The 23720-nt window shown below is 67.5% G+C and carries 15 protein-coding genes; 13 read left to right on the forward strand and 2 right to left on the reverse strand.

Features of this window, described 5'->3' with window-relative positions:
* Positions 1–99: 99 nt before the first annotated feature.
* The 4 genes from ACFYZ8_RS07185 to ACFYZ8_RS07200 are packed head-to-tail and all read left to right on the forward strand — an operon-like array spanning position 100 to position 6386.
* Positions 100–1479 carry an extracellular solute-binding protein gene (locus tag ACFYZ8_RS07185; RefSeq protein ID WP_388531599.1) on the forward strand — a complete coding sequence of 460 codons (1380 nt, stop codon included), beginning with the start codon at positions 100–102 and terminating at the stop codon, positions 1477–1479.
* Positions 1476–2405 (forward strand): carbohydrate ABC transporter permease, encoded by a 930-nt coding sequence (locus ACFYZ8_RS07190; RefSeq protein WP_388531597.1) that lies wholly within the window; start codon positions 1476–1478, stop codon positions 2403–2405. Before ACFYZ8_RS07185 ends, ACFYZ8_RS07190 begins: the two co-directional genes overlap by 4 nt.
* A complete protein-coding gene (locus ACFYZ8_RS07195) occupies positions 2405–3298 on the forward strand; it encodes a carbohydrate ABC transporter permease (protein WP_359034620.1) in 894 nt (297 codons plus the stop codon). The genes ACFYZ8_RS07190 and ACFYZ8_RS07195 overlap by 1 nt, the downstream gene beginning before the upstream one ends.
* A gap of 25 nt (positions 3299–3323) precedes the next feature.
* Positions 3324–6386 carry an alpha-mannosidase gene (locus ACFYZ8_RS07200; protein WP_388531595.1) on the forward strand — a complete coding sequence of 1021 codons (3063 nt, stop codon included), beginning with the start codon at positions 3324–3326 and terminating at the stop codon, positions 6384–6386.
* Positions 6387–6399: 13 nt separating this feature from the next.
* Here the strand turns inward: ACFYZ8_RS07200 and ACFYZ8_RS07205 are convergent, their stop codons facing one another.
* Positions 6400–9951, reverse strand: a complete 3552-nt coding sequence (locus ACFYZ8_RS07205; protein ID WP_388531593.1) for an ATP-binding protein — start codon at positions 9949–9951, stop codon at positions 6400–6402.
* Between the two features lie 502 nt (positions 9952–10453).
* Between ACFYZ8_RS07205 and ACFYZ8_RS07210 the strand changes: the two genes are divergently transcribed.
* From ACFYZ8_RS07210 to ACFYZ8_RS07245, 8 genes are read left to right on the forward strand one after another with little or no spacing between them, the layout of a single operon-like run.
* Positions 10454–12382 carry a GMC family oxidoreductase gene (locus ACFYZ8_RS07210; RefSeq protein WP_359034614.1) on the forward strand — a complete coding sequence of 643 codons (1929 nt, stop codon included), beginning with the start codon at positions 10454–10456 and terminating at the stop codon, positions 12380–12382.
* Positions 12379–13485 carry a ferritin-like protein gene (locus ACFYZ8_RS07215; RefSeq protein ID WP_388531591.1) on the forward strand — a complete coding sequence of 369 codons (1107 nt, stop codon included), beginning with the start codon at positions 12379–12381 and terminating at the stop codon, positions 13483–13485. The genes ACFYZ8_RS07210 and ACFYZ8_RS07215 overlap by 4 nt, the downstream gene beginning before the upstream one ends.
* On the forward strand, positions 13482–14006 hold the full coding sequence (locus ACFYZ8_RS07220) for a hypothetical protein (protein WP_388531589.1): 525 nt from the start codon (positions 13482–13484) through the stop codon (positions 14004–14006). Before ACFYZ8_RS07215 ends, ACFYZ8_RS07220 begins: the two co-directional genes overlap by 4 nt.
* On the forward strand, positions 14003–14917 hold the full coding sequence (iolE, locus tag ACFYZ8_RS07225) for a myo-inosose-2 dehydratase (RefSeq protein ID WP_359034608.1): 915 nt from the start codon (positions 14003–14005) through the stop codon (positions 14915–14917). Before ACFYZ8_RS07220 ends, iolE begins: the two co-directional genes overlap by 4 nt.
* Positions 14918–14919: 2 nt before the next feature.
* A complete protein-coding gene (locus ACFYZ8_RS07230; protein ID WP_388531587.1) occupies positions 14920–15924 on the forward strand; it encodes a TIM barrel protein in 1005 nt (334 codons plus the stop codon).
* A gap of 44 nt (positions 15925–15968) precedes the next feature.
* On the forward strand, positions 15969–16760 hold the full coding sequence (locus ACFYZ8_RS07235) for an MBL fold metallo-hydrolase (protein ID WP_388531586.1): 792 nt from the start codon (positions 15969–15971) through the stop codon (positions 16758–16760).
* Positions 16761–16779: 19 nt separating this feature from the next.
* Positions 16780–18435, forward strand: coding sequence for an alpha-keto acid decarboxylase family protein (locus ACFYZ8_RS07240; RefSeq protein WP_388531584.1), 1656 nt, complete (start codon positions 16780–16782; stop codon positions 18433–18435).
* A 41-nt stretch (positions 18436–18476) separates the two neighbouring features.
* Positions 18477–20315 (forward strand): glycoside hydrolase family 15 protein, encoded by a 1839-nt coding sequence (locus ACFYZ8_RS07245; protein WP_388531583.1) that lies wholly within the window; start codon positions 18477–18479, stop codon positions 20313–20315.
* 30 nt (positions 20316–20345) lie between these two features.
* Here ACFYZ8_RS07245 and ACFYZ8_RS07250 read toward each other — a convergent pair whose 3' ends face one another.
* A complete protein-coding gene (locus ACFYZ8_RS07250) occupies positions 20346–22328 on the reverse strand; it encodes a prolyl oligopeptidase family serine peptidase (protein ID WP_388531582.1) in 1983 nt (660 codons plus the stop codon).
* A gap of 189 nt (positions 22329–22517) precedes the next feature.
* Between ACFYZ8_RS07250 and ACFYZ8_RS07255 the strand changes: the two genes are divergently transcribed.
* Positions 22518–23639 (forward strand): arabinogalactan endo-beta-1,4-galactanase, encoded by a 1122-nt coding sequence (locus ACFYZ8_RS07255; RefSeq protein ID WP_388531580.1) that lies wholly within the window; start codon positions 22518–22520, stop codon positions 23637–23639.
* Positions 23640–23720: the final 81 nt, after the last annotated feature.

The following is a 23720-nucleotide window of genomic DNA, read 5'->3' on the forward strand; positions in this document are numbered from 1 at the left end:
CAGCGCAGGGTGGCGCAGAGACAGGGGCGTCGTCCGGGCTGGCCTCCAGGCCGAGAACTCGCGGCTTTCCCTCAGGTTTCGCGTTCCGGAGGAACCACTGTGCGCTCGAGAATCGTCACCGCCGCGGCCTTCACCGCCGCCACCGCCCTGGCCGCCACCGGCTGCGGTTCGGGCTCGTCAGGCAGCTCGGCCAAGTCCATCAAGGTCGTCTACTGGCAGAACCTGGACAGCAGCAACAAGCTCCAGGCCACCTTCCTCGCCTCGATGGTGAAGGAGTTCACCAAGGCCAACCCGGGCACCAAGGTGACCCTCGTCCCGGTCGTCGCCTCCGAGAACGACTACTACACCAAGCTCCAGCTCATGATGCGCTCCCCCGCGACCGCGCCCGACCTGGTCTACGAGGACACCGCGCTGATCAACTCCGACATCGCGGGCGGCTATCTCAAGCCGCTGGACAGCTACACCGCCAAGTGGGCCGACTGGTCGCAGTACGCCAAGGCCGCCAAGGGCGCGGTGACCGGTGCCTCCGACGGCAAGGTCTACGCCGTGCCGGACGACACCGACACCCGCGGGATCTGGTACAACAAGCAGCTCCTCCAGAAGGCCGGGATCCCCGTGCCCTGGCAGCCGAAGAGCTGGGCCGAGGTGATCGCGGCCGCCAGGAAGATCAAGGCGAAGCTGCCCGACGTCGCCCCGCTGAACCTGTACACCGGCCAGGCGGGCGGCGAGGCGTCCTCGATGCAGGGCTTCGAGATGCTGCTGTACGGCACCCCGGCCGGCGACAAGTCGCTGTACGACGCCTCCCAGAAGAAGTGGGTCGTGGGCAGCAAGGGCTTCAAGGACGCCCTCGACTTCGTCCACACCGTCTACAGCCAGGGACTCGGCCCGGCCAAGGAGCAGGCGCTGGGCGCCAACTTCGGCACCACCGTGGGCACCGAGCTCATCCCCGAGGGCAAGCTGGCGATCGACATCGACGGCTCCTGGATGCCCAACAACTGGAGTTCGGCGGCGGCCAAGCCGTGGAAGGAGTGGCAGTCGGTGATGGGCACCGCGGCCATGCCGACGCAGAACGGCCAGGCACCGGGCCGTACGAGCATGTCGGGCGGCTGGGCCTGGTCGGTCCCGGCGAAGGCCAAGAACCCCGACCTGGCCTGGAAGTTCCTGTCGACGACGCTCCAGACGAAGACCAACGCCGCGCAGTGGAACGTGACCAACGCGAACATCGCGGTGCGCACGGACGTCGCGTCGGACCCGGCGTACCTGAACTCGGTGCCGACCAACAAGTTCTTCACCGAGCTGGTCGCCGACACCCACTACCGGCCCGGGCTGCCCGAGTACAACCAGGTCTCGACCGCGATCCAGAAGGCGATGGAGTCCGTGACGACCGGCCAGGCCTCCGTCGACAAGGCCGCCTCGACCTTCGATAACGATGTCAAGGCGGCGGTGGGCGACGACAAGACCGTGGAGGGCACTTCGTGACCGCCCTCGCTCCGGCGCCTCACGGGACCGGCGGTCACCCCCGCCGGTCCCGCGGGACCGCCCCCGCCGTCCGCACGCTGCTGCGCGGTCTGCCGACGGTCCCGGCCGTGGTCCTGCTGGCGGTGTTCCTGGCCGGCCCGATCGCGTACTGCGTGTACTACGCGTTCACCGACATGCAGCTCACCGGCGCCTCCGGCACGGACTTCGTCGGCGTCGACAACTTCACCAGGGCGCTGAAGGACACCGACTTCCTCAACGCGATGTGGCTGACCCTGGTCTTCGTGGTCGGCTCGGCCGTGGTCGGCCAGAACACCCTCGGGCTCGCCCTGGCCGTCCTGATGCAGAAGGCCACCAAGCCGGTACGGACGCTGGTCAACGGAGTCGTCATCGCCGCGTGGGTGCTGCCCGAGGTGGTCGCCGGCTATCTGATGTACGCCTTCTTCTACAACCAGGGATCGCTCAACTCCCTTCTGGACGCGCTGCATCTGCCGGACCAGAACTGGCTGTACACGATGCCGATCCTCGCCGTGTGCCTGGCCAACGTGTGGCGCGGGACCGCCTTCTCCCTGATGGTGTTCACCGCGGCCATCAACGACGTGCCCCAAGAACTGGTGGAGGCCGCCGAGATGGACGGGGCCGGCCCCTGGCAGCGGCTGTGGCGGGTCGTCCTGCCGGTGATCAGGCCGTCGATCCTGACGAACCTGATGCTGATCACGCTCCAGACGCTCTCCGTCTTCGGGCTGATCTACACCATGACCCGCGGCGGACCGGGCAACAAGAGCGAGACCCTGCCGATCTTCATGTACCAACAGGCCTTCCAGAACAGCCTGATCGGCTACGGCACCGCCATCGCGCTCGTCCTGCTGGTGGTCGGCGCCCTGTTCTCCGTCGTGTACATCCGGCTGCTGAAACTGGAGGACGACTGATGGCCGCCGTCGCCACGACTCCCCCCGAGACCGTCAGCAAGATCCCCGTGGTGGCCGGCCGTCCGCGCGGGCGCCGGATCCGTCCGGGGCTCGTCACGGTCAACCTCGTCCTGCTCGCCGTGTCGGTGCTGTACGTCCTGCCGCTGCTGTGGATGGTGCTCGCCTCGGTGAGCGACACCAACTCCTTCCGCCTGAAGTGGCCTTCGTCGCTGACGCTCGACAACTTCGACGCGGTCCTGAACGTGGACACCACCTACCGTCCGATGCTCAACAGCCTGCTGCTGTGCGGCTTCGGCACGGCGGTCACCGTGGTGGCGTCGGTCCTCGCCGCCTATCCGCTGTCGCGCTACCGGTCCCGGGCGCGGCGGCCGTTCCTGTACACGATCCTGTTCTCCACCGGGCTTCCCATCACCGCCGTGATGATCCCCGTGTACAGCATGTTCGTGCAGGTGAACCTGATCGACTCGATGCCGGGCACGACCCTGTTCCTGGCCGCGTCGGCGCTGCCGTTCGGGATCTGGCTGATGAAGAACTTCATGGACGGCGTCCCGGTCGTCCTGGAGGAGGCCGCCCGCATCGACGGCGCGAACACCATGCAGGTGCTGTGGCGGGTGGTGCTGCCGCTGATGCGACCCGGTGTCGTCGTGGTCACCATCTTCACGTTCATCGGCATGTGGGGGAACTTCTTCGTCCCCTTCATCCTGCTGCTGTCCCCGGAGAAACTCCCCGCGTCCGTCAGCGTGTTCACCTTCCTGTCCGCCCACGACCAGACCCAGTACGGGCAGTTGTCGGCGTTCTCGCTCCTCTACTCGCTGCCCGTCGTGATGCTCTACCTGCTGCTGGCCCGCAAGCTCGGCGGCGGCTTCGCGCTCGGCGGGGCCCTCAAGGGCTGACACCCCCCACCTGTACGGAGACTCGATGCACAACGACCGCGACCTCACCGAACAGCGGCTCGCCCGGGTACTCGACGAGCGCATACGGCCCGCCGTACACGCCCGGGCCGTCCCTCTCGACGTGGAGATCTGGAGCGTCCCCGGCGAGCCGGTACCGGTCCGCGAGGGCCTGGCCGCCGCCTACACGCCGACCCGGGTCGGCGCGTGGTGGGGGCCCGCCTGGTCGACGAGCTGGTTCAAGGTGAGCGGCACCATCCCCGCGGACTGGGCCGGTCAGACCGTCGAGGCCGTGCTGGACCTCGGGTTCGCCACGCACTCCGCGGGCTTCTCGGCCGAGGGACTGGTCTACCGCCCGGACGGCACCGCGGTGAAGGCCCTCAACCCGCGCAACACCTGGCTGCCGGTGACCGAGCAGGCCGTCGGCGGCGAGGAGTTCACCGTCCACATCGAGGCCGCCGCCAACCCCGTCGTCATGCATACCGCCCCCGGCGAGCTCGCCTTCGGGCCCACGTCGGTGGGCGGCCGGGCCCCCTGGCTGGGCGACCCGGCCGCGGATCCCGGCGAAACCCTCTACCGGCTGCGGCGTCTGGACCTCGCCGTGTTCGACCGGGAGGTCCACGAACTCGTCCAGGACCTGGAGGTGTTGCAGCAGCTGATGCCCGAACTGTCCCAGGACTCCCCGCGCCGCTGGCAGATCCTCCGGGCGGTCGAACTCGCCCTGGACGCGGTCGACCTGCAGAACATCAGCGGCAGCGCGGCCGCCGCGCGGGCCGCCCTCGCCCCCGTCCTGGCGTCACCCGCGCACGCGAGCGCCCACCGCGTCTCGGCGGTCGGACACGCGCACATCGACACCGCCTGGCTGTGGCCGCTGCGGGAGACCGTGCGCAAGGTGGCCCGGACGGTATCCAACGTCACCCAGCTCATGGACGACCACCCGGAGTTCAGGTTCGTGATGTCCCAGGCACAGCAGCTTGCCTGGCTGAAGGAGCACCGGCCCGAGGTGTACGCACGGGCGCAGGAGAAGGCGAAGACCGGGCAGTTCCTTCTGGCGGGCAGCCTGTGGGTGGAACCGGACACCAACATCAGCGGCGGCGAGGCCCTGGTACGCCAGTTCGTCCACGGAAAGCGGTTCTTCCTGGAGGAGTTCGGCGTCGAGACCGAGGAGATGTGGCTGCCGGACACCTTCGGCTACAACGCTGCCCTGCCGCAGCTGATGAAGCTGGCCGGGGTGAAGTGGTTCCTGACCCAGAAGATCTCCTGGAACACCACCAACAAGTTCCCGCACCACACGTTCTGGTGGGAGGGCATCGACGGCACCCGGATCTTCAGCCACTTCCCGCCGGTCGACAGCTACAACGGCGAACTGTCCGGCGCCGAAGTCGCCCACAGTGTGAGGAACTTCCAGGACAAGGCGGGCTCCAACCACTCCCTGATCCCCTTCGGCTACGGCGACGGCGGAGGCGGCCCCACCCGCGAGATGCTGGCACGGGCCGACCGCCTGCGCGACCTGGAGGGTTCGGCGCGCGTCGAGCTGGAGGGGCCCGCGGACTTCTTCCGGCGGGCGCACGACGAGTACGAGGCGAACGGCGGCGCGCCGGTGTGGGCCGGGGAGCTGTACCTGGAGTTCCACCGCGGCACGCTGACCAGCCAGCTCCCCACCAAGCAGGGCAACCGTCGCAGCGAACACCTGCTGCGCGAGGCGGAGTTGTGGGCGGCGACGGCGGCCGTACGGGAGCGTCACCCGTACCCGTACGACGCCCTGGACCGGCTGTGGAAGACCGTGCTGCTGCACCAGTTCCACGACATCCTGCCCGGGACGTCGATCGCCTGGGTGCACCGGGAGGCGGAGGAGACGTACGCGGCTGTCGCCCGGGAGCTGGGGCAGCTGATCGGCGCGGCCCAGGGGGCGCTGGCCGGGGAGCCCGAGGGCACGGTCGTCTTCAACTCCGCGCCGCACACCCGGGGCGGTGTCCCGGCGCTCGGCGCGGCGCCCCGGACCGAGGCCGTCGACGCGCCGGTGACACCCGTACCGGACGGGGACGGGTTCGTCCTCGACAACGGTCTTGTCCGGGTCGTGGTGGACGCCCGAGGGCTGATCACCTCCGCCTACGACCACACCGCGGGACGGGAGGCGCTGGCTCCCGGGGCGCTCGGCAACCTGCTCCAGTTGCACCAGGACTTCCCCAACCAGTGGGACGCCTGGGACGTCGACGTCTTCTACCGCAACACCGTGCGCGACCTCACCGACGCCGAGTCCGTCACGGCGACCGAGGACGGCGTCCACGTGGTCCGGGCCTTCGGCGAGTCGCGGATCGAACAGACCCTGAGACTGCCGGCCGGATCGCGCGGGCTGGTGATCGACACGGTCGTCGACTGGCACGAACGGGAGAAGTTCCTCAAGGCGGCGTTCCCGCTGGACGTGCGGGCCGCCCACTCGACGGCCGAGATCCCCTTCGGACACGTGGAGCGGCCCACGCACACCAACACCAGCTGGGACGCGGCCAAGTTCGAGACGTGCGCCCACCGCTTCCTGCACGTCGGCGAGCCGGACTGGGGAGCGGGCCTGGTCAACGACTCCTCCTACGGCCATGACGTCACCCGGGACGTCCGCCCCGACGGCGGTACGACCACCACGGTCCGCCTCTCCCTGCTGCGCGCCGCCCGCTTCCCCGACCCCGACCAGGACCAGGGCAGCCACCGGCTCGGCTACGCGCTGGTGATCGGCGCCGATGTCACCGACGCGAGGCGCGAGGGGTACCGCTTCAACCTGCCCGAACGGGTGGTGCCGGGCAGCGCGACGGTCGCCCCGCTGGTGTCGGTGGACCACGAGGGCGTGATCGTGGAGGCGGTCAAGCTCGCCGACGACCGCAGCGGGGACGTCGTCGTACGGCTCTACGAGTCCCGCGGGACGCGCGCGGCGGCCACCCTCAGCACCGGGTTCCCGCTGGCCTCCGCGGTGGTGACCGACCTGCTGGAGCGCCCCTCGGACGACTCGTCCAGCCACCAACAGCTGCGGGACGGTGTCCGGTTGACGCTACGGCCGTTCCAGATCCTCACGCTGCGGTTGCGGCCCGCGTCGGACGACTGACACGCCAAGGCCCTCAGAGGAGGTGTTCGTCGTCGCCGGTGGACTTGCGGTTCCGGTTGGCCATCTCGTCCCAGAAGGCATGCAACCTCCGGACGGGGATGCTCACCCATGGCGCGGTGTGCCGGCTGACGACTGGCAGGCGCCAGCGGAAGCGACTGTGCAGGAGCGCCTGTTGCTGTCGGCAGAACAGCTCCGCCATCTCCGCCTGTGTCGTTCCTGCCCTGGGGGGATAGGGGCACAGACGGAACTCGCATGGAGACACGCAGTTGGTACGGGACTCGTCCCTGTCGGCCCGGCCGACGCTGCGTTCCGGTTGGAGCCGGCTGCGGTCGTGGGTGAGACAGTGCGGGAGGTTGTCCTTGTTCGCGAGTTTCAGACGTTCCTCGATGTCGTCCGGGCTCCCGTCGCCCTCGGTGAGATGGAGCATGACCAGTACGTCGGCGAGGAGGCGTTGCGCTCGTGGGTGCAGGATGCTCCAGCCGACGGACGGAGCGATCCACAGGTTGTGCTTGCGGTAGCGATCCGGATCAGCCGGGGTGGAACCGACGTTGTCGCTGGCTCCGTTCTCGTCGATCCAGATGAACCGTTCGGGGTGTCCTGTCTCCAGGGCAAGGGTGACCAGGTCGCCGGCTTCGGCGACGAACGGGTGGAGGAGCTTCTTGGCCTGGCGTTCGTACGGGACGCCGAGGGCGGGGGCCTCGTGCGCGCTGCCCGCCAGGGCGAGCCACCGGGTGACCGACCTCATGGGCTCCATGGGTCCGCTCGTTGCCGCGTCGCCGTCCGCCGTGAAGTCGGCGGCCGGTGTCGGGGGACGGCGCCGTTTGCGCGCGCCGGACTCGGTGGTGCCTCCGATGGTGTCGGGAAGCTCCCACAGGCACAGTGCGTGGAGCAGACTCAGCTGCGCGTACCAGTAGCGACTGCAGGTGAGCATCTTCTCTGCCTGCTTCACCAGGTAGGCCCGGGTCTCCTTGTAGGCGTCCGGGTGCCGTTTCCTGCGGTTGGCCGCGTTCTTGAAGCCCTGGGCCAAAGCGTTCTCCAACGAGAGCGGCATGGCGGAGTCCTGAGGGCTGGTGGTGGTGGTCAGGTGCTTCAGCCAGAGGCTCAGATGCTCCTTGGCCTCATCCCGGTACTCTTCGGACACCGACCCGACGAGCATGGGAACGAGCCAGGCCCGAAGGGCGAAGTGGCGCCACCATCGGGCGCGGAGCTGCTCGGAGTCCTTGACGGTCCGGTCCTGCATCTTCTTCAGGTACTGGGATACGGGATCGGCAGGTTCGGTCGGGTCGTTCTCGAGGGCGAATTCCTGGCGCAGGTCCTGGAAAGCCGCATCGCCACCGGCGGCTATCTGATGTGCGATCGCGATCCGGACGGGATAGGAGGGCTCATGCGTACCGATCCCGAAGAGACGCCTGTAGGGCAGACAGGGCCGCGCGGGCTCTTTTCCCGAGACGGGACGGTTCACCCTGCTGCGGCGGTCCCGTTCACGCAGAGCGGCTCCGAAGCGCCGCACCAACCCCAGCTTCGCGTCCTCGATGGTCCGCTGATCTCCCCTGATGTCGAGCTCGGGCCATTGTTCTTCGAGCTCTTGGACCAGCTTGTCCTGTATCGGCAGCGGATCGACACAGTCCATCTCCAGGGCCGCGGCGTACAGGTCGAAGTACTTTGCGTCGTGCCGACTCTCCGCGGCTCTGCTGAGCAGCTCGGACAGTCTCGGCGGCGTGCCGTTCCTGCTCCGGGCACGAGGAGTGGTGCGCGGCACCGTGGCCGACTGAGCGGTGGGGCCTGCCCGGTGACGTGAGAGCATCACCAGCGCGATGAGCAGTTCCCGGGACGGACCCGGGCTGCGCAGCGCCGGTTCGACCACCGAGATGATCTCTTCGTCACCCATCTCCGCCAACAGGCGATATCCCAGATACGCTTGGAGAATGCTGTGCGGGAACCGAACCCTGTTCTCGCAGCCGTACACCAGTCCCAGCAGCTGTCCATTGGCTATGTATCTCGCCAACTCGACTCTGCACTCGTTGGGGTATTTCAGGGTGTTGAGCCACGGCGCCGACTTGCCGGCCTTTCGACTGAGTACGCCCCATATCGCGTTGCGCTGCGTCGAGGAAACGGTGAGGCGCGACCCGTACCGTTGGGCACCGCTCGGCGTTTTTTCGTGATCGCCCACTGACGGCTTGGGGTTGAGAAGGTCGTCCATGTGTGCGCCGACGAAGTCGTCGAACGTCACCTCGATACTGTCCTGCAGCAGTCCCAGGCAGGCCAGCGCCGAGACGACCCACATGGTCTCCCGCCGTTCCCCGCGGTCCATCGCCAGCTTGTCGAACATGCGGCCTTCTTCAATGGCCCGACGGTAGGTGTTCAGGAGGCCCAGTCTGAGAGTGGAACAGTCGTTGCTCCGGGTGTCGAGGCGGTCGCTGTCGTCCCGGAGGGTCAGGTACTCCAGCAGTCCGCGCTGCTGGAGCAGACGGGCGATCCGCAGGTACATCGGCGAATCCACGACCTCGGCGGTCTCCACCACCCAGTCGAGACGGCGCTCGTCCAGGTCGCCGGTTTCCCGGAGGTATTCCAGGGCCGCTTCCTCGCTCAACGGCTCCATGTCGGCGATAGCGGCCCGGGTGCCCTCCAGCGGTGCGTGCGGGCGCGAGGCGATGACCAGGGGGAGCTTTTGACGATCCGCTCGCTCTATCGCCCGCCGGATGATGTTGTCGCGGTCCTCCTGGTACTTCTCGTCGAGGAGGGCCTCTTCCAGACCGTCCGCGATGACCACGGCCTTGTCGTCGAGTCTCAGCTGCCGCCACGTCTTGTCGATGTTGCTGCCGGCGAGCACTCCCTGGTCCGCCTCGTCCACGAAGCGGCGCCGCGCCATTTCCTCGAAGTCGAGCTCACCGTCGCCCTTCGTGTCCCGCAGATTTATGGGCACGGGAACGGCGGACTGCTGTGCCAGCATCCGAGTGAGTTCCACCAGAACGGCTGTCTTGCCGACGCCCACGCCGCCCACGAGCAGATAGGGCTTGCGGGTTTTCCGGTTGCGGAGCGTCTGGGCCATCACCTGGGACAGTTCGCGGCGTCCGACGATCCGGTTCACCAGGGTTCCGGCCGTGGGTACCAGAGCATGTGGATTCGTGCGCGCCTTGTCGACGAGCGGCTTCTTGGTCTTGTGGTACCAGTACAGAAGGAAGAACGCCAGGAGCAGAGAGCCCGTCAGGACAGGGCCCACGATGTGGTTGACGGCGTCGAACCACAGGGAGTCGAGCACCTCATGGAACATTGACTCCTTGTTCTCCGAGAAGTCATAAACGGCCAGCCCGATCCAGGTGAACAGCAGAACCGTCCCGAGGAAGGCGTACGCGCGCAGCAGAGGGCCGAGGGAAAGCCTCCCGGGGCGCCAACTGCGATTCGGAACGATGCTCCTGCGCGCCTCCCTCTCAGTCCTGAACGAACGCCATCTTCTGCCCGTTGAACCAGAGATCCGGGACCACCACCGTCTCGGATACAACGTGTACCAGGGGGCGCTGTGCGGCCGTTCCTTGCCTTCGGGATGGCGGATGACCTTGGTCGGCATGAGGTCCGTTCCCTCCGCGCTGCACATCGATGGGGATATCGCGGCTCCTCGTCGAGGGCGTCTGCCTCACTCGTCCAGGGCACCTGGCTCGCGCATATCCGCTTGAAGCATTGCTTCGTTTCCATGAAAACACTCGTGACGAAGTCCGCAACACGGCTGCCGGTCGTTCTGATGCTCCTTCAGGTCGCGATGTCAGGCACGCTCCGGCGGCCCGCCAGGCGGTCCTGGTGGTTACCGCGTATGGTGGGTGAAGCGGCAGTTCTCTGCGCGCCAGGCGTTCACCGCCGGCGGTACAGACTCGCAGCTTGAAGTCGCCATGAACATTCTGCGCTCTCTTGCGCCATCGATCCGGTTTGCTCGAGCCGGAATCCCACGTGCCCGTGGCGACAGCCCATGGACGCACCCGGTCCACAGCTTTCCATCCGCGTGACCAGGAAGCCGGCCTCCGGCCGGAACCGGCAGGACCGCTCAAAGAGCCTGGCAGTAGAGGAGTGACTGCCCGATGTACGAGAAGTTCCCCGAAGGAGCGCCGCAGCGCACCGACACCGCGGCGGCGGCCGAGGTCCTCTACGACGCCGTCATCGTCGGTGGCGGGATATCCGGCGCCCTGATCGCCGCGCGGCTGAGCGCCGCCGGCAGGAGAGTGCTGATACTCGAGGCGGGACCGGCCGAAAATCTCAGCCTGAGGGGCTACGAGCGCTACCTCAACCGGTTCTACTCGGCCATCAGCAAGGACAACCAGGCCCCCTACCCGGCCGTCGCCAACGCCCCGATGCCCCGCGGCACCGACGCCCGGCGCATCACTCCGGGTGCGCCGGACGCCTCGGCGTACATCGTCCAGAACGGGCCCTTCGCCACCGACACCACGTACACGCGGGTCCTCGGCGGCACCACCATGCACTGGGAGGGAAAGACGCTGCGGATGCTGCCCGAGGACTTCCGGATGCGCACGCTTTACGGCGAGGGGGCCGACTGGCCGCTCACCTACGAGGATCTCGCCCCGTTCTACAACGAGGCCGAACGCGAGATCGGCGTCTCGGCGGACGTGGAGGACCAGGCCTACCTCGGGATGACCTTCGACGAGGGCTACGTGTTTCCCATGAAGGGACTGCCCCTGTCCTACCTGGACCGGATGGTGGCCAGGGACGTCGACGGGATGCCCGTCGAACTCGACGGTGAGCAGCGGGAGTTGCGGGTCCGGCCGTTCCCGCAGGGGCGCAACGGGATACCGAACCCGGCGTACGACGGCGGGAAGGGTTATGTGCCCCAGGGGGCGGTGAGCACCTACCAGGTCGAGGTCGGCGAGCGGTGCCAGGGCAACAACAACTGCGTGCCCATCTGCCCGGTGCAGGCCAAGTACAACGCGGGCAAGACCCTCGCCGTGGCCCTGCGGAGCGGCCGGGTCGACCTGGTGGCCCAGGCGGTGGCCCACAAGGTGCACATCGACGAGCGCACGCACCGGGTGACCGAGATCGAGTACCGCCGTTACGACCGGCCCGACAGCCCCGGCTTCACCACCGCGAAGGCCCGCGGACGGCTGTTCGTCCTGGCCGCCAACGCGGTGGAGAACCCCCGGCTGATGCTGGCCTCCGGCCTGCGCGGTTCGAGCGGACTCATGGGGCGGAACTTCATGGACCACGCCTACTTGCTGGCGTGGGGTCTGCTGCCGGAGGTGGCCGGTACCTTCCGGGGCACGATCTGCACGGGCGGCATTGCCGACCTGCGCGGGGGCCGGTTCCGCCGTCGCCAGGCTGCCTTCACCGTCGACATCCACAACGACGGCTGGGGCTGGGCGCGGGGCGCGCCGATGACCGACCTGATGGAGCTGGTGGACTCGGCCGGCCGCTACGGCGAGTCCCTCCGCCAGGGCCTGGTGGACCGGGTGTCCCGCCAGCTGCAGCTGGCGTTCATGGTCGAGGTCCCCGCCAACCCGAGCAACCGGGTCACCGTGAGTCCGGACTTCACCGACAGGCTGGGGAACATGAGGCCCGTCCTCACCTACGACGTCCCCGAGTACACGATGCGAGGAGTGGCGTACGCCCGGCAGCTGTCGAGGCGCATCTTCGCCCGCCTGGGGGCCGAGGACCACACCGCGTACAACCCGAATTTCTGGGGCTATGCCGTTCACGACGGCGAGGGGTACGAGCTCCGCGGGGGCAACCATCTCGCCGGCACCCATGTGATGGGCGGCGACCCGGCGACCTCGGTGGTCGACGTGGACCAAAGGTGCTGGGACTACGAGAACCTCTACATGGTCGGCGGCGGGAGCATGCCCACCGTGGGCACGTCGAACGTGACGCTCACCGTCGCCGCCCTGTGCCTGCGCAGCGTCCGGGACATGCTGGCCCGGCTGGACTCCGAGACCGCACCGATCAACGTTGCTTCGGACCGGCGCGACACAGCGTCGACTTCAGGGGAGGTGGCCCGGTGACCCCGTCGACCATCGAGAAGCGTGACGACCTGATCAGTTACCTGGACGCGGCTCTGGCGCTCGAACACGCGACCATTCCCACGTACCTGACCGCGTATTACTCGATACGCTCCACCACCAACTCCGACGCCGCTCACATCATCCGGGTGGCCGCGGTGGAGGAGATGCTGCACCTGACACTCGTCGCCAACGTCCTGAACGCCATCGGCGGAAAGCCCGACCTGACCCGTCCCGGCTTCGTGCCGTCCTATCCGGCCTATCTGCCCGACGGGGAGGACGACTTCACCGTCGATCTGCGGCCCTTCTCGCCAGAAGCGGTGGAGACGTTCTGCAAGATCGAGCGGCCGGGCAGTGCCCCGAGCGCCGACGCGCGGCTGGTGAAGACTCCGGAGGGCCAGACTCCGCTCCTGGTGTCCAGCCCCACGGCCGAGGGGATGCGCTTCTACAGCATCGGCGAGTTCTACGACGAGATCATCGAAGGCCTCGAAGAGGTGTCGGCCGGCGACCCCTCGCTCTTCTGCGGGGATCCGGCCCTGCAGGTGGGGCGGGAGTTCTTCTACTCCGGAGGCGGTGAGGTGATCGTCGTCACCGACCTGGACTCGGCCCAGCGGGCGCTGCGCTTCATCGCCGCCCAGGGCGAGGGCCTCGACTCAGGCATGTACGACGAGGAAGGGGAGCTGGCCCACTACTACCGGTTCCGGCAGCTGCAGCTCGGGCGCTACTACGAGGTGGGCGACCGCCCTGACGCACCGTCGGGGCCCGCGCTGAGCATCTCCTGGGACGATGTGTACCCGGTGAAGGTGAGTCCCCGGCTGGCCGATTACCCGGCGGGATCGGAACTGGCGCGGGTCGCCCGGGACTTCAACGCCGACTACGGAGCCTTCCTCGCCCTGCTCACCAGAGCGTTCAACGGGCAGCCTGGCCTCTTGCAGGAGGCCGTCTGCGACATGTTCCGGCTGCGCGACGGGTTCAACCGGCTGGTGTGCAACCCCCTGCCGGGCAGCGGTGGCCTGCACGCCGCTCCCACCTTCGAGATTCCGGCCACCGCCGGATCGCAGACCTCACCGGGTGCCGGTGAGACGGCCCGGGCGGTGACGCGATGACCACCCCGTCCTTCGAGAGGTTCCTCTTCCTCTCGGTCGACCTCACCGCCTTCGAGGAGACCGATCTGCTCGGCACCGGCATGGGCCACAAGTATCTCGCCAAGGTACGGGCCGCCTGCGGCGACGAGGTCGTCAACGCCCTGCTGGACGCCCACCGGGCCGCCCGGGCCGACGCAGCCGTTGATCGCGCAAGCAATGCCCGAAGCCCGCTCGACCGGGATCTGTTCGACCGGGCCCTGCGCCACCGGATCTTCAGCGACGACCGGCTCGGCCCCGTGGCCCGCAATCTGATCAAGCTCTGGTACGCCGGGATGTGGTACGCGCTTCCGCCGGAGTGGATCGATCGCTACGGGGCTCATGCGGCGGTGGGAACGTCCACGGTGACCGCCGCCTCCTACCAGGAGGGGCTGCTGTGGCGGGCCATCGGAGCCAATCCTCCAGGTGCCAAGGCACCCGGATACGGCTCCTGGGCTCAGCCACCCCGTATCGCGGAGCGCTACCTGAAAGGGGCGACACGATGACAGAACTGGCTGACCGCCTCAGCCCGGACAAGGTGCAGCTCGGCGTCTGCTGCACGCTGTGGTGGAACGACGACTTCCCCACCATCGACGCCGGAATCCCGTTCGGCCAGGCCGTGAGTGAGATGGCGCTCGCCGGCTTCCAGGGGTGCAGCATCGGGCACAAGTACCCTGCGGACGCCGCCGAGCTCAAGACCGCCCTCGAACTGCGGGGCCTGCGGGTGTCGGAGCCCTGGACGAGCACGTACTTCACGGTCGGCGGGATGCGGCAGAAGACGATCGCCGCCTTCGAGGAGACGCTGACCCATGTCAGGGCGCTGGGCGGGACCGAGCTGGTCGTGGCCGAGTTCGGCGCTTCGTCGCACCTGCTTCCCGTGGACGTGTTCGCCAACCGCCCGCACTTCACCGACGCCCAGTGGGACGCCCTGACATCGGGCCTGGACGAGCTCGGCAGGATCGCCGCCTCCGCCGGGATGAAGCTCAGCTACCACCACCACATGGGCACGGGCGTCATGACCGGGGCCGACATCGACCGGCTGATGGCGTCGACCGATCCGGACCTGGTCCACCTGCTGCTCGACACCGGCCATATCGCCTTTGCCGGCGACGATCCGCTGGAGCTGGCCCGGGCCCACGCCGACCGCATCGGCCACGTCCATATGAAGAGCGTCCGGCCCGAGGTCGTGAGGCGGGTCCGTGAAGAAGGCCTGTCGTTCCAGGAGGGCATCCAGCTCGGCGTCTTCACCGTGCCCGGAGACGGTGCGATCGACTTCCGGCCCATTCTCGAAGCGCTGGCCGACGCGCATTTCCAGGGGTGGCTGGTCGTGGAGGCCGAGCAGGATCCGAACAAGGCCGTCCCGCTCGAGTACGCCAAGAAGGCCCGCGCCTATCTCGCCGATGTCCTGGGGTGGTGACGATGAACGCGACAGTCGGACGCGACGTGTTCTTCAGCTTCTTCATGTTCACGGCCGATCTACGGCCACAGGACGCACGGTACACACGGATCCTCGTCGATCATCTGAAGGCCCTGACCGACATGGGCTACGACGGGTTCGACGTGCATGTCGCCGCCCAGCCCACGACCGTCGACCACAAGCTCGAAGTCGACTGCTATGTCGGCCTCAAGAAGGCGTTCGAGCAGGCAGGGCTGGGGGAGGTGAAGTTCACCACCAACGTCGGCACCACGCGGACCTTCGACCCGACATCGCCGTACGAGGACCAGCGCAGGCAGGCCCTGTCCTACCTGAAGTCACGCGTCGACATCACCCGGGTGCTGGGCGGCGACTCCATCATGTCCGGGCCGTTCATCTACCCCTACGGGGTTTTTCCTGTCACGGACACCGACGAGCCGATCTGGAGCGACGCCCTGCAGGACTGGATGAAACCGCGCTACGACGCGGCGCGTTCCGTCTTCGAAGAGCTGTTGGAGTACGCCTCGGCGCGAGAGGTGAGACTTGCCGTCGAGCCCGTGAAGAGCTGGGAGACGCCGCCACCCAACATGGTCTCGGAGGTGCTGGACTTCCTCGAGGGCCTGGAGCACGCGCAGGGTGGCGTGACGATAGACACGGCGCAGGTCGTGATGGAGAGCCAGGGCCCGTCGGTCTTCAAGGAGAATGTCGCGCGGGCGGTGGCGCAGGACCGGCTCTACTACGTCCATATATCCGCACCCGACCGGGGCGCGGTGAAGGACAGCTGGATCCCGTGGCACATCCTCTCGAACGAGATCGAGCCGGTGTATCCCGGGCCCTACCTGATCGAAGTGTTCAACGCGATCCCGCCGTTCGACAGCTCCATGCGCATGGCACGCCGGCGTTTCTGGCGTCCAGGTGAGGACGACCCGGTGCCCGGCACGGACAGCGCCTACGACGTCGCGAGGGCCGCGTTGGAGGAACTGCAAGAGCAGACCACATCACATAGGTGAGGCTTCGAATGCTGGCTCAGGTGTCAGACCCCATCATCATGGTCGTGAAGCAGACAGATGATGTCCGTATTCACACCTTCGTCGCGTCCTTCGCGTACAGCAATATCGCGAACGCCACGCACATCATCGAAACGAGGAACCAACTGGTTCTCGTCGACGGACAGTTCCTCGCCCCCTATGCGACGGCCTTCAGGGACTACGCGGACAGCCTCGGCAAGCCGATCGAAAGGCTGTACGTCTCACACCGGCACCCTGACCACTGGTTCGGTCTGGGGACCGCGTTCACCGACGTCACCGTCCACGCGTTGTCGGAGACCCTGACCTTCGTCCAGGAGCACGGGGAAGACTCGCTAAGTGACCACTGGAAACTCGGTGACCTCGCACCGGAGCGCACAGTCGTTCCCAAACAGGTCGTCAGTCCCGGTGAGGAGACAATCGACGGGGTGAGGTACGTCTTTGACCGGGTGACAGACACCGAGATCGACTACCACCTCACCATCAGGCTTCCTGAGACAGGGGTGTATTTCACTCAGGACCTGGTCTACAGCGGCACCCATCTGTATCTGACGAAACACATGGATCACTGGACCCGGGTGCTGCAGGACATGCTGGTGTCGGACTACGAGCTGTTCATGCCGGGCCACGGCCTGCCGGCCGACAAGAACGAAGTCGCTCGCAACATCGAATACCTCTCCGCCGCTCGGCAGGCCATCGGCAACGGGCTGACGGGTGACGCCTTCAAGAATTTCATGCTGCAGCGGTACCCGGAACGCAAGTGCCCGGGAATCTTCGACATCTACATGCCCCGGCTGTTCGGCGGCGCGAGCGACTACTGAGCACGGAGGTGTTCCCGCCATGAACGAGGGATGCACTGTAGGACAGTACCTGGTGGACCGGCTCCGCCAACTCGGGTTGGCGCACCTGTTCGCCATCGCGGGCGACTACTCGATCGAGTGGTTGAATCGGTATGTTACGCCGGGCGGAATTGAAATCGTCGAAGAAGTCAACGAGGTGAACGCCGGTTACGCGGCGGACGGATACGCGAGAATGAAGGGCATCGGCGCCCTCTGCGTCACCTACTCCGCAGGCGCGCTGTGCGCCGTGAACGCTGTCGCCGGTGCCTACGTCGAGAAGGTGCCGCTCGTGCTGATCAACGGCACACCGAGCATCAAGAGGACCATCACCTTCGAGCAGACCGGCTTCAGTGCCCACCACTTCATCAGTGGGCGCGAAACGGACTTCCAGTCGTTCGAGCACCTGACGGTCGCGGCCATACGGATCGAAAATCCGGACCTCGCGCCGACGCTGATTGATTACGCGCTGACCAGGTGCATCAGTGATCGGCGACCGGTGTACATCGAGCTGCTCCAGGACATGGTCGATCTGGAGTGCGAGCCGCCGAGGGGTCTGCTGAAGCCGGCCAGGATCCTGTCGGACGAGACGAGCCTGGAACAGTCGGTCGCACAGATCTGCGCGCGGCTCGAAAGCGCCGAGAATCCGCTCATCTGGCTCGGCGTGGAGATCGACCGGCTCGGCCTTCAGGACAAGGCCATGCGCCTGATCCAGCAACTGAACGTCCCGTTCGTCACGGAACTCCTCAGCAAGGCCGTCCTCTCCGAAGACGACGCACTGTTCGCCGGCGTGCTCGACGGCCAGGCCTCGTCGACGGGCGTGACGGATCTCGTCGGCACGTCCGACTTCGTCCTGGCCCTCGGTGTGTGGCTGACGGACATCAACTCGCTGGGCTGGGACCCGGACTACGACAAGACCGCATTCGCGTCGTTCGACGCGGTCAAGTTCGGAACCTTCTTCGGCGGACAGGTGGCGTTGGAGCACCTGATGGACGGCATCCTGGCGGAGAACGTCACCCCCAGGGCGGGGAAACCACCGGAGAAGCCGGCGCGCAGCGCGCCGACCGTGGGCGAGGCCGATGTCATCACCTACCAGGGGTTCTACAACTACGTCCAGCAGTACATCGACACGGACACCATCGTCGGGGCCGACGCGAGCATGAACTACTTCGGGAGTCTCCTGCTCGACGTGCCACGGCCGGGCGGATTCATCGTCCAGTCCTCGTACTCGTCGATCGGCTACAGCGCGCCGGCCGCGACGGGTATCTGCCTGGCTAAGGGGCCCGACCAGAAGGTCGTGGTGTTCTCGGGAGACGGCGGCTTCCAGATGACCGCCCAATGCCTGTCGACTCAGACGCGGTTCAGCCTCGATCCGGTCATTTTCGTCATCGACAACGGCGTCTACGCCGTGGAGCAATGGCTCGCCGACGCCTCGGTATTCCATTCCGACAAGCCGTACTACAAGCCGTGCGAGCTGCACCGGTGGAATTACAGCAGACTGGCCGAGGTCTTCGGCTGCCGTGGATGGGAAGTCGGCACGTACGGAGAACTGAAGGAAGCCGTGGCGGGTGCGCTGGACAACTCGAGCGGCCCCTCCATCATCCAGGTTCGAGTGCCGGAAAAGACGATCCCCGACAATGCGAAGTGGAAGACGAATTAGACCTGACCAGCGCACAGCGCGCACACGAAAGGGGCGCCCCGATGGACGGCTACCCACTGATCGAGAACCACGGTCTCATCGGCGATCTGCAGACCGCGGCGCTGGTCACCACCGAAGGCACGGTCGACTGGTTCTGCTCACCGCGGTTCGACTCGCCGAGTGTCTTCGGAGCGCTGCTGGACAAAGAGAAGGGCGGGTACTGCACAATCCAGCCGACGCACGGAACTCACTCGACCAAGCAGTTGTACCTGCCCGGCACGGCCGTGCTGGTGACCCGGTTCATGACCGAGGCAGGCGCCGGCGAGGTGGTCGACTTCATGCCAGTGACCGGTACGAGGTTCACCCACCGCGACCGGCTGGTGCGTCTGGTCCGCTGCGTGCGCGGCAGCATGACGTTCCAGATCGAGATCGCCCCGCGGTTCGACTACGGGCGCAGGAAGCACGAGTTGCACCTCACCCAGCACGGCGCAGTCTTCGCCCCGGAGGACGGCACGAACCTCACCGTGCACCTCATCCGTGACCCGGACGACGAGCGGCTCGCCGACGTTCTCAAAGATCAGGATGGCGATCTGCACCTGCCGCTGACGCTGCAGGCCGGTCAGCAGCGCGGGCTGGTTCTGGAGATGGGCGCCGACGGGCCACCCGCCGAGGTCCGCCAGGACGCATACGAGCGGCTCTTCGACGAGACGGTGGCGTTCTGGCGATCCTGGCTGGCACAGTCGCGCTACCGCGGGCGCTGGCGCGAGATGGTGGAGCGCTCCGCGATCACCCTCAAGCTCATGACGTACGCACCCACCGGCGCCCTCGTGGCCGCCCCGACGGCGGCCCTCCCGGAGGAACTGGGCGGCGTGCGCAACTGGGACTACCGCTTCACCTGGATCCGTGACGCCTCCTTCTCCGTGTACGCCCTCTTGGGGCTGGGCTTCACGGAGGAGGCCCGGGCGTTCACCGCCTGGCTGAGCGACCGGGTCAAGGAGCAGGCCGGCAGCGGCGGGACCACGGGCCCGCTCAACATCATGTACAAGGTCGACGGCTCGTCCGACCTGGAAGAGCAGACCCTCGGCCACTGGGAGGGCTATGCGGGCTCCGGGCCCGTACGGATCGGCAACGGCGCCGCGACGCAACTCCAACTGGACATCTACGGCGAGGCGCTGGACAGCATCTACTTCGCGCACCAGCACGGACTCCAGGTCGGGTACGAGGGATGGACCTCGATGCGGGCGAACCTGGACTGGCTGGCCGACAACTGGGACCAGGCGGAGGAGGGCATCTGGGAGACCCGCGGAGGTAAGCAGAACTTCACCTACGGCCGGGTCATGTCGTGGGTGGCGTTCGACCGGGCTCTGCGCCTGGCCGCGGCTAAGGGCTGGCCGTCGGCGGCCGGACGGTGGGAGACCGAGCGGGACGCCGTGTACGAACAGGTCATGGCGAAGGGGTGGAACGAGCAACGGCAGGCCTTCGTCCAGCAGTACGGCAGTGACGTGCTGGACTCCTCGCTGCTGCGGATGGGGACGGTCGGGTTTCTCAACGCCGAGGATCCGATCTGGGGAACGACCCTGGACGCCATGGAGCGGGAACTGGTCAGCGACAGCCTCGTCTACCGCTACAACCCGGAGGCCTCGCCCGACGGCCTGCACGGCACGGAGGGCACCTTCTCGCTGTGCACGTTCATGTACGTCGACGCCCTCGTCCGTGCGGGGCGGACGGACCAGGCACGGCTGGTGTTCGAGAAGATGCTGGGGTACGCCAACCACCTGGGCCTGTACTCGGAGGAGATCGATCTGACGGGCCGCCAACTGGGGAACTTCCCGCAGGCGTTCACGCATCTGGCCCTCATCGACGCGACCCTCACCCTCGACAAGGCCCTCGACGCGCGGTAGCCGGGGCACAGTCGTCCCGACCGGTTGACGTCACAGGAGCCCCGGCCGCCTCCACTCCTCGCCGAGGACATGGTGGTCGAGGAAGTTCAGCGCCGTCTCGTACACGAGGCACAGGTGGTGGGGGGCTCCGATGCCGTGGTTCTCGTCCGGGAAATACAGGAACTTGGCGGGTACCCCCTGCCGTTGGAGGTCGTTGTGGAGTGCCAGCGACTGGCCCACCGGCACCCGGTAGTCCTTCCCGCCGTGCACGATCAGCATCGGTGTCGTCAGGTTCGCCGCGTCGAAGTGCGGCGAGTCCGCCTCGTACCGTTCGCGCCGGGTGCGCGGGTCGCCGTAGATCTTCCGGAAGTACGTGTGCATGTCGGTGTCGCCCTGGAAGGACTCCAGGTTCCACATCCCGGCGTGTGAGACGAGTGCTCTGAAGCGGTCGGTGAGGGTCGCGGTGCGTCCCGCGAGGTAGCCGCCGAAGGACCAGCCGGCGAGGGCCGTTCGGCTCGCGTCGAGGTCGGCTCGGGCCAGTGCGGCGTCGGTCAGGGCGATGACGTCGCCGTAAGGCCGGCCGCCGTACCGGCCGCGGCCGCGTGCCTGCATCTGTTGCCCGTATCCGGTGGACAGGGCCGGATCGGGCAGGAGTACCGCGTATCCGCGGGCCACGAAGGGCCAGGGGTTCCACTGCCATGGCCAGCCGGTCCAGGAGGACTGGGGTCCGCCGTGCGCCTCGACGAGGAGGGGTGACGGGTCGTCGGGTGCCGCATCCTCGGGCAGGATCAGCCAGGCCCGCAGCGCGAAGCCGTCGTCCGCGGTCGTGTGCACCTCGGTCAGCGTGCTGGGGAGAGGGCCGAGGTCGCCCGGCGTCTTGAGGAGGGTGGGGTCCTGGTCGGGCTCGCCGGCGTCCAGGCGGACCGCCTGCGGTGGGCTGTCGAGCGTGCTGCGCAGCGCGTAGAGGGTGGACCCGTCGGGCGTCACGCAGAGGGAGGCGTAGGCACCGGAGGCGGTGAGGCGGGTGACTGTGCCGTCCGGGTCACGGCGGAAGACGGGGCAGTGCCCCCGCTCGTCGCCGGTGAACCACAGCGTGGCGTCCCCGGCGACCGGCGAGGGGATCGCCCGGCCCGGCCAGGGCCAGTTGTCGAAGTCCGGCAGGAGGTCCGTCTCTTCGCCCGATTCGACGTCGAAGGCGACGAGGGTCACCCGCCACTCGCTGTCATACGTCTCCTCCCGTTGGCGTTGGCAGATCAGAAGCGTGCCGTCGGCGGTGAAGACCGGGCGGTAGTACTGGTGACCTGGGCGGGAGAACGTGCGGCGCTCCACGCCGGTCGCCGCGTCGGCCATCACCACGACGTTCGTGTCCGGGGCGGTGCTCGTCGGTGCCCGTGTGTAGGCGACCGCTGTCCCGTCCGGTGAGAGGGCCATGTCGCCGGTGCCTGCGAGGCCTTGGCCACCGGCGTCGACCGGCGGGGCGTCGCCACGAAGGACGAAGGTGTGCGGTTCGGCGGGGCCGAGGTCCACGCCGCCGGCGCGGGTGGGAGTCGCCTCGTAGAGGATCGCGGTGACGCCGGACCGCTGACGCTGCTGGAGCAGGTCGCCGTGCGTCCGAGCGTCTGCGGCACCTGGCAGCAGACCGGCCGTGTAGGCGAGGGTGCGCGAACGAGCGGCGATGGTGAACGCGGTTGTCCCGCCCGGGTGGTGGGCGATCCTCTCGGCCTCGCCGTTCGCGGACAGCGTCCACACCCCCGCTCCCGGCGGGTCGTCGGTACTACGGGTGGACAGGACCGTCAAAGTGCCGTCGGCGGCGAACACGGGGGCGGAGTCGCCCTGGACGGACCCGGTCACGGGTCGGGGGTCGCGTTCGCCCGTCGGATCCACCTCCCACAGCTCCGACACGTACCGGGTCCCCTCATCGTCGAGGGCCCCCACCGAAAGGATCAGGCGTGTGCCGTCGGGCGCGAGGACCAGGTCGGCCGGACGGGGTTGTGCGACGAGACGGTCGTGGAGGGTACGCGGGTCGTTGACCATGGTGGTCATTCTGCCCTCGGGGTATCTCCGCCCTCGAACTGTGTACGTACACAGCAACTGCCCCTGGTTCACACCTCTTCAACCTCCACGAAATGCGTTCGCCGCATGTATTTACAGCCACGACATCGACTTCTACTGTGAACGTTCACGGAACCCATCCACATGGTCATGTCAGACAAGGAGGTCGGGATGACCGTCAAAGGTCCGCGCCGCCTCGTGAGGGCCGCCACGCTCCTGGCGGCCCTCGCCCTGCCCGCATCCCTGCTCACCACGTCCACCAGCGCCTCCGCCGCCGGGACGCTCACCATGCGCGGCGCCGACGTGTCGACCGCCCAGCGCGCCCTCGACCTCGGTGCCAAGTACTACGACGCGAGCGGCACCGCCAAGGACCCGCTGGACATCCTCAAGGGCCTCGGCGTCAACTACGTCCGCCTGCGCGTGTGGAACAACCCCGCCAGCGGCTACAACAACAAGGCCAAGGTGCTGTCGTACGCGAAGCAGGTGAAGGCCAAGGGGCTCAAGCTGCTGGTCGACTTCCACTACTCGGACACCTGGGCGGACCCGGGCAACCAGAACAAGCCCGCGGCGTGGGCCGGTCACACCATCGGCCAGTTGCAGACCGACGTCTACAACTACACGTACGACGTCTGCAACAGCCTCAAGTCCCAGGGCACCACCCCGGACAGCGTGCAGATCGGCAACGAGATCAACGTCGGCATGCTGTGGAACGAGGGCAAGGTCGTCAACAACGACTTCACCAACCTCAGCCTGCTGCTCAAGTCGGGCTACAACGCGACCAAGGCGTGCAACAGCGGCACCCAGGTGATCATCCACACCGCCGACGCCGACAGTGACGCCAACGCCCGCTGGTTCTACGACGGCATCAAGGCCAAGGGCGTCAACTGGGACATCACCGGGCTGTCGTACTACTGCCCGTGGCACGGCACGATCGCCAACATGGGCAGTGTCGTGGCCGACATGAAGTCCCGCTACGGCAAGGACGTCGTCATCGCCGAGACGGCCTACCCGTTCACCTCGGCCAACGCGGACAGCACCGCCAACTCCATCACGAGCGGCTGCTCGGGCTACCCGCTGTCGTGGCAGGGCCAGGCGGACAACTTCACCGCCGTGCAGAACGCGGCCCGCAGCAACGGCGCGATCGGGGTCTTCTACTGGGAGCCCACCTGGTACGCGGTGAAGGGCAACGGGTGGGACCCGGCCGACATCAGCAACAGCGGCAACGGCTGGGACAACATGGCCGTCTTCAACTGGACCGGCAATGTGAACCCGAACATCAAGTGGACTCCGTAGCGGGCGACACGGACCAGGAACGGCACCGTCTGCGGGCGGTGCCGTTCGCCGTTCACCCCGCCGGCCACCCGGGGCGTCCCG

It is taken from the genome of Streptomyces sp. NPDC001668 (genome assembly GCF_042893155.1).
Classification (GTDB): domain Bacteria; phylum Actinomycetota; class Actinomycetes; order Streptomycetales; family Streptomycetaceae; genus Streptomyces.

Excerpts from the sequence above, each read along its gene's own strand:
- ACFYZ8_RS07195 (WP_359034620.1), top strand. The coding sequence starts at position 2,405 with ATGGCCGCCGTCGCCACGACTCCCCCCGAGACCGTCAGCAAGATCCCC.
- ACFYZ8_RS07245 (WP_388531583.1), top strand. The coding sequence starts at position 18,477 with ATGGACGGCTACCCACTGATCGAGAACCACGGTCTCATCGGCGATCTG.
- ACFYZ8_RS07220 (WP_388531589.1), top strand. The coding sequence starts at position 13,482 with ATGACCACCCCGTCCTTCGAGAGGTTCCTCTTCCTCTCGGTCGACCTC.
- ACFYZ8_RS07240 (WP_388531584.1), top strand. The coding sequence starts at position 16,780 with ATGAACGAGGGATGCACTGTAGGACAGTACCTGGTGGACCGGCTCCGC.
- ACFYZ8_RS07255 (WP_388531580.1), top strand. The coding sequence starts at position 22,518 with ATGACCGTCAAAGGTCCGCGCCGCCTCGTGAGGGCCGCCACGCTCCTG.
- ACFYZ8_RS07205 (WP_388531593.1), bottom strand. The coding sequence starts at position 9,951 with ATGCCGACCAAGGTCATCCGCCATCCCGAAGGCAAGGAACGGCCGCAC.
- iolE (WP_359034608.1), top strand. The coding sequence starts at position 14,003 with ATGACAGAACTGGCTGACCGCCTCAGCCCGGACAAGGTGCAGCTCGGC.
- ACFYZ8_RS07230 (WP_388531587.1), top strand. The coding sequence starts at position 14,920 with ATGAACGCGACAGTCGGACGCGACGTGTTCTTCAGCTTCTTCATGTTC.
- ACFYZ8_RS07250 (WP_388531582.1), bottom strand. The coding sequence starts at position 22,328 with ATGGTCAACGACCCGCGTACCCTCCACGACCGTCTCGTCGCACAACCC.
- ACFYZ8_RS07210 (WP_359034614.1), top strand. The coding sequence starts at position 10,454 with ATGTACGAGAAGTTCCCCGAAGGAGCGCCGCAGCGCACCGACACCGCG.
- ACFYZ8_RS07200 (WP_388531595.1), top strand. The coding sequence starts at position 3,324 with ATGCACAACGACCGCGACCTCACCGAACAGCGGCTCGCCCGGGTACTC.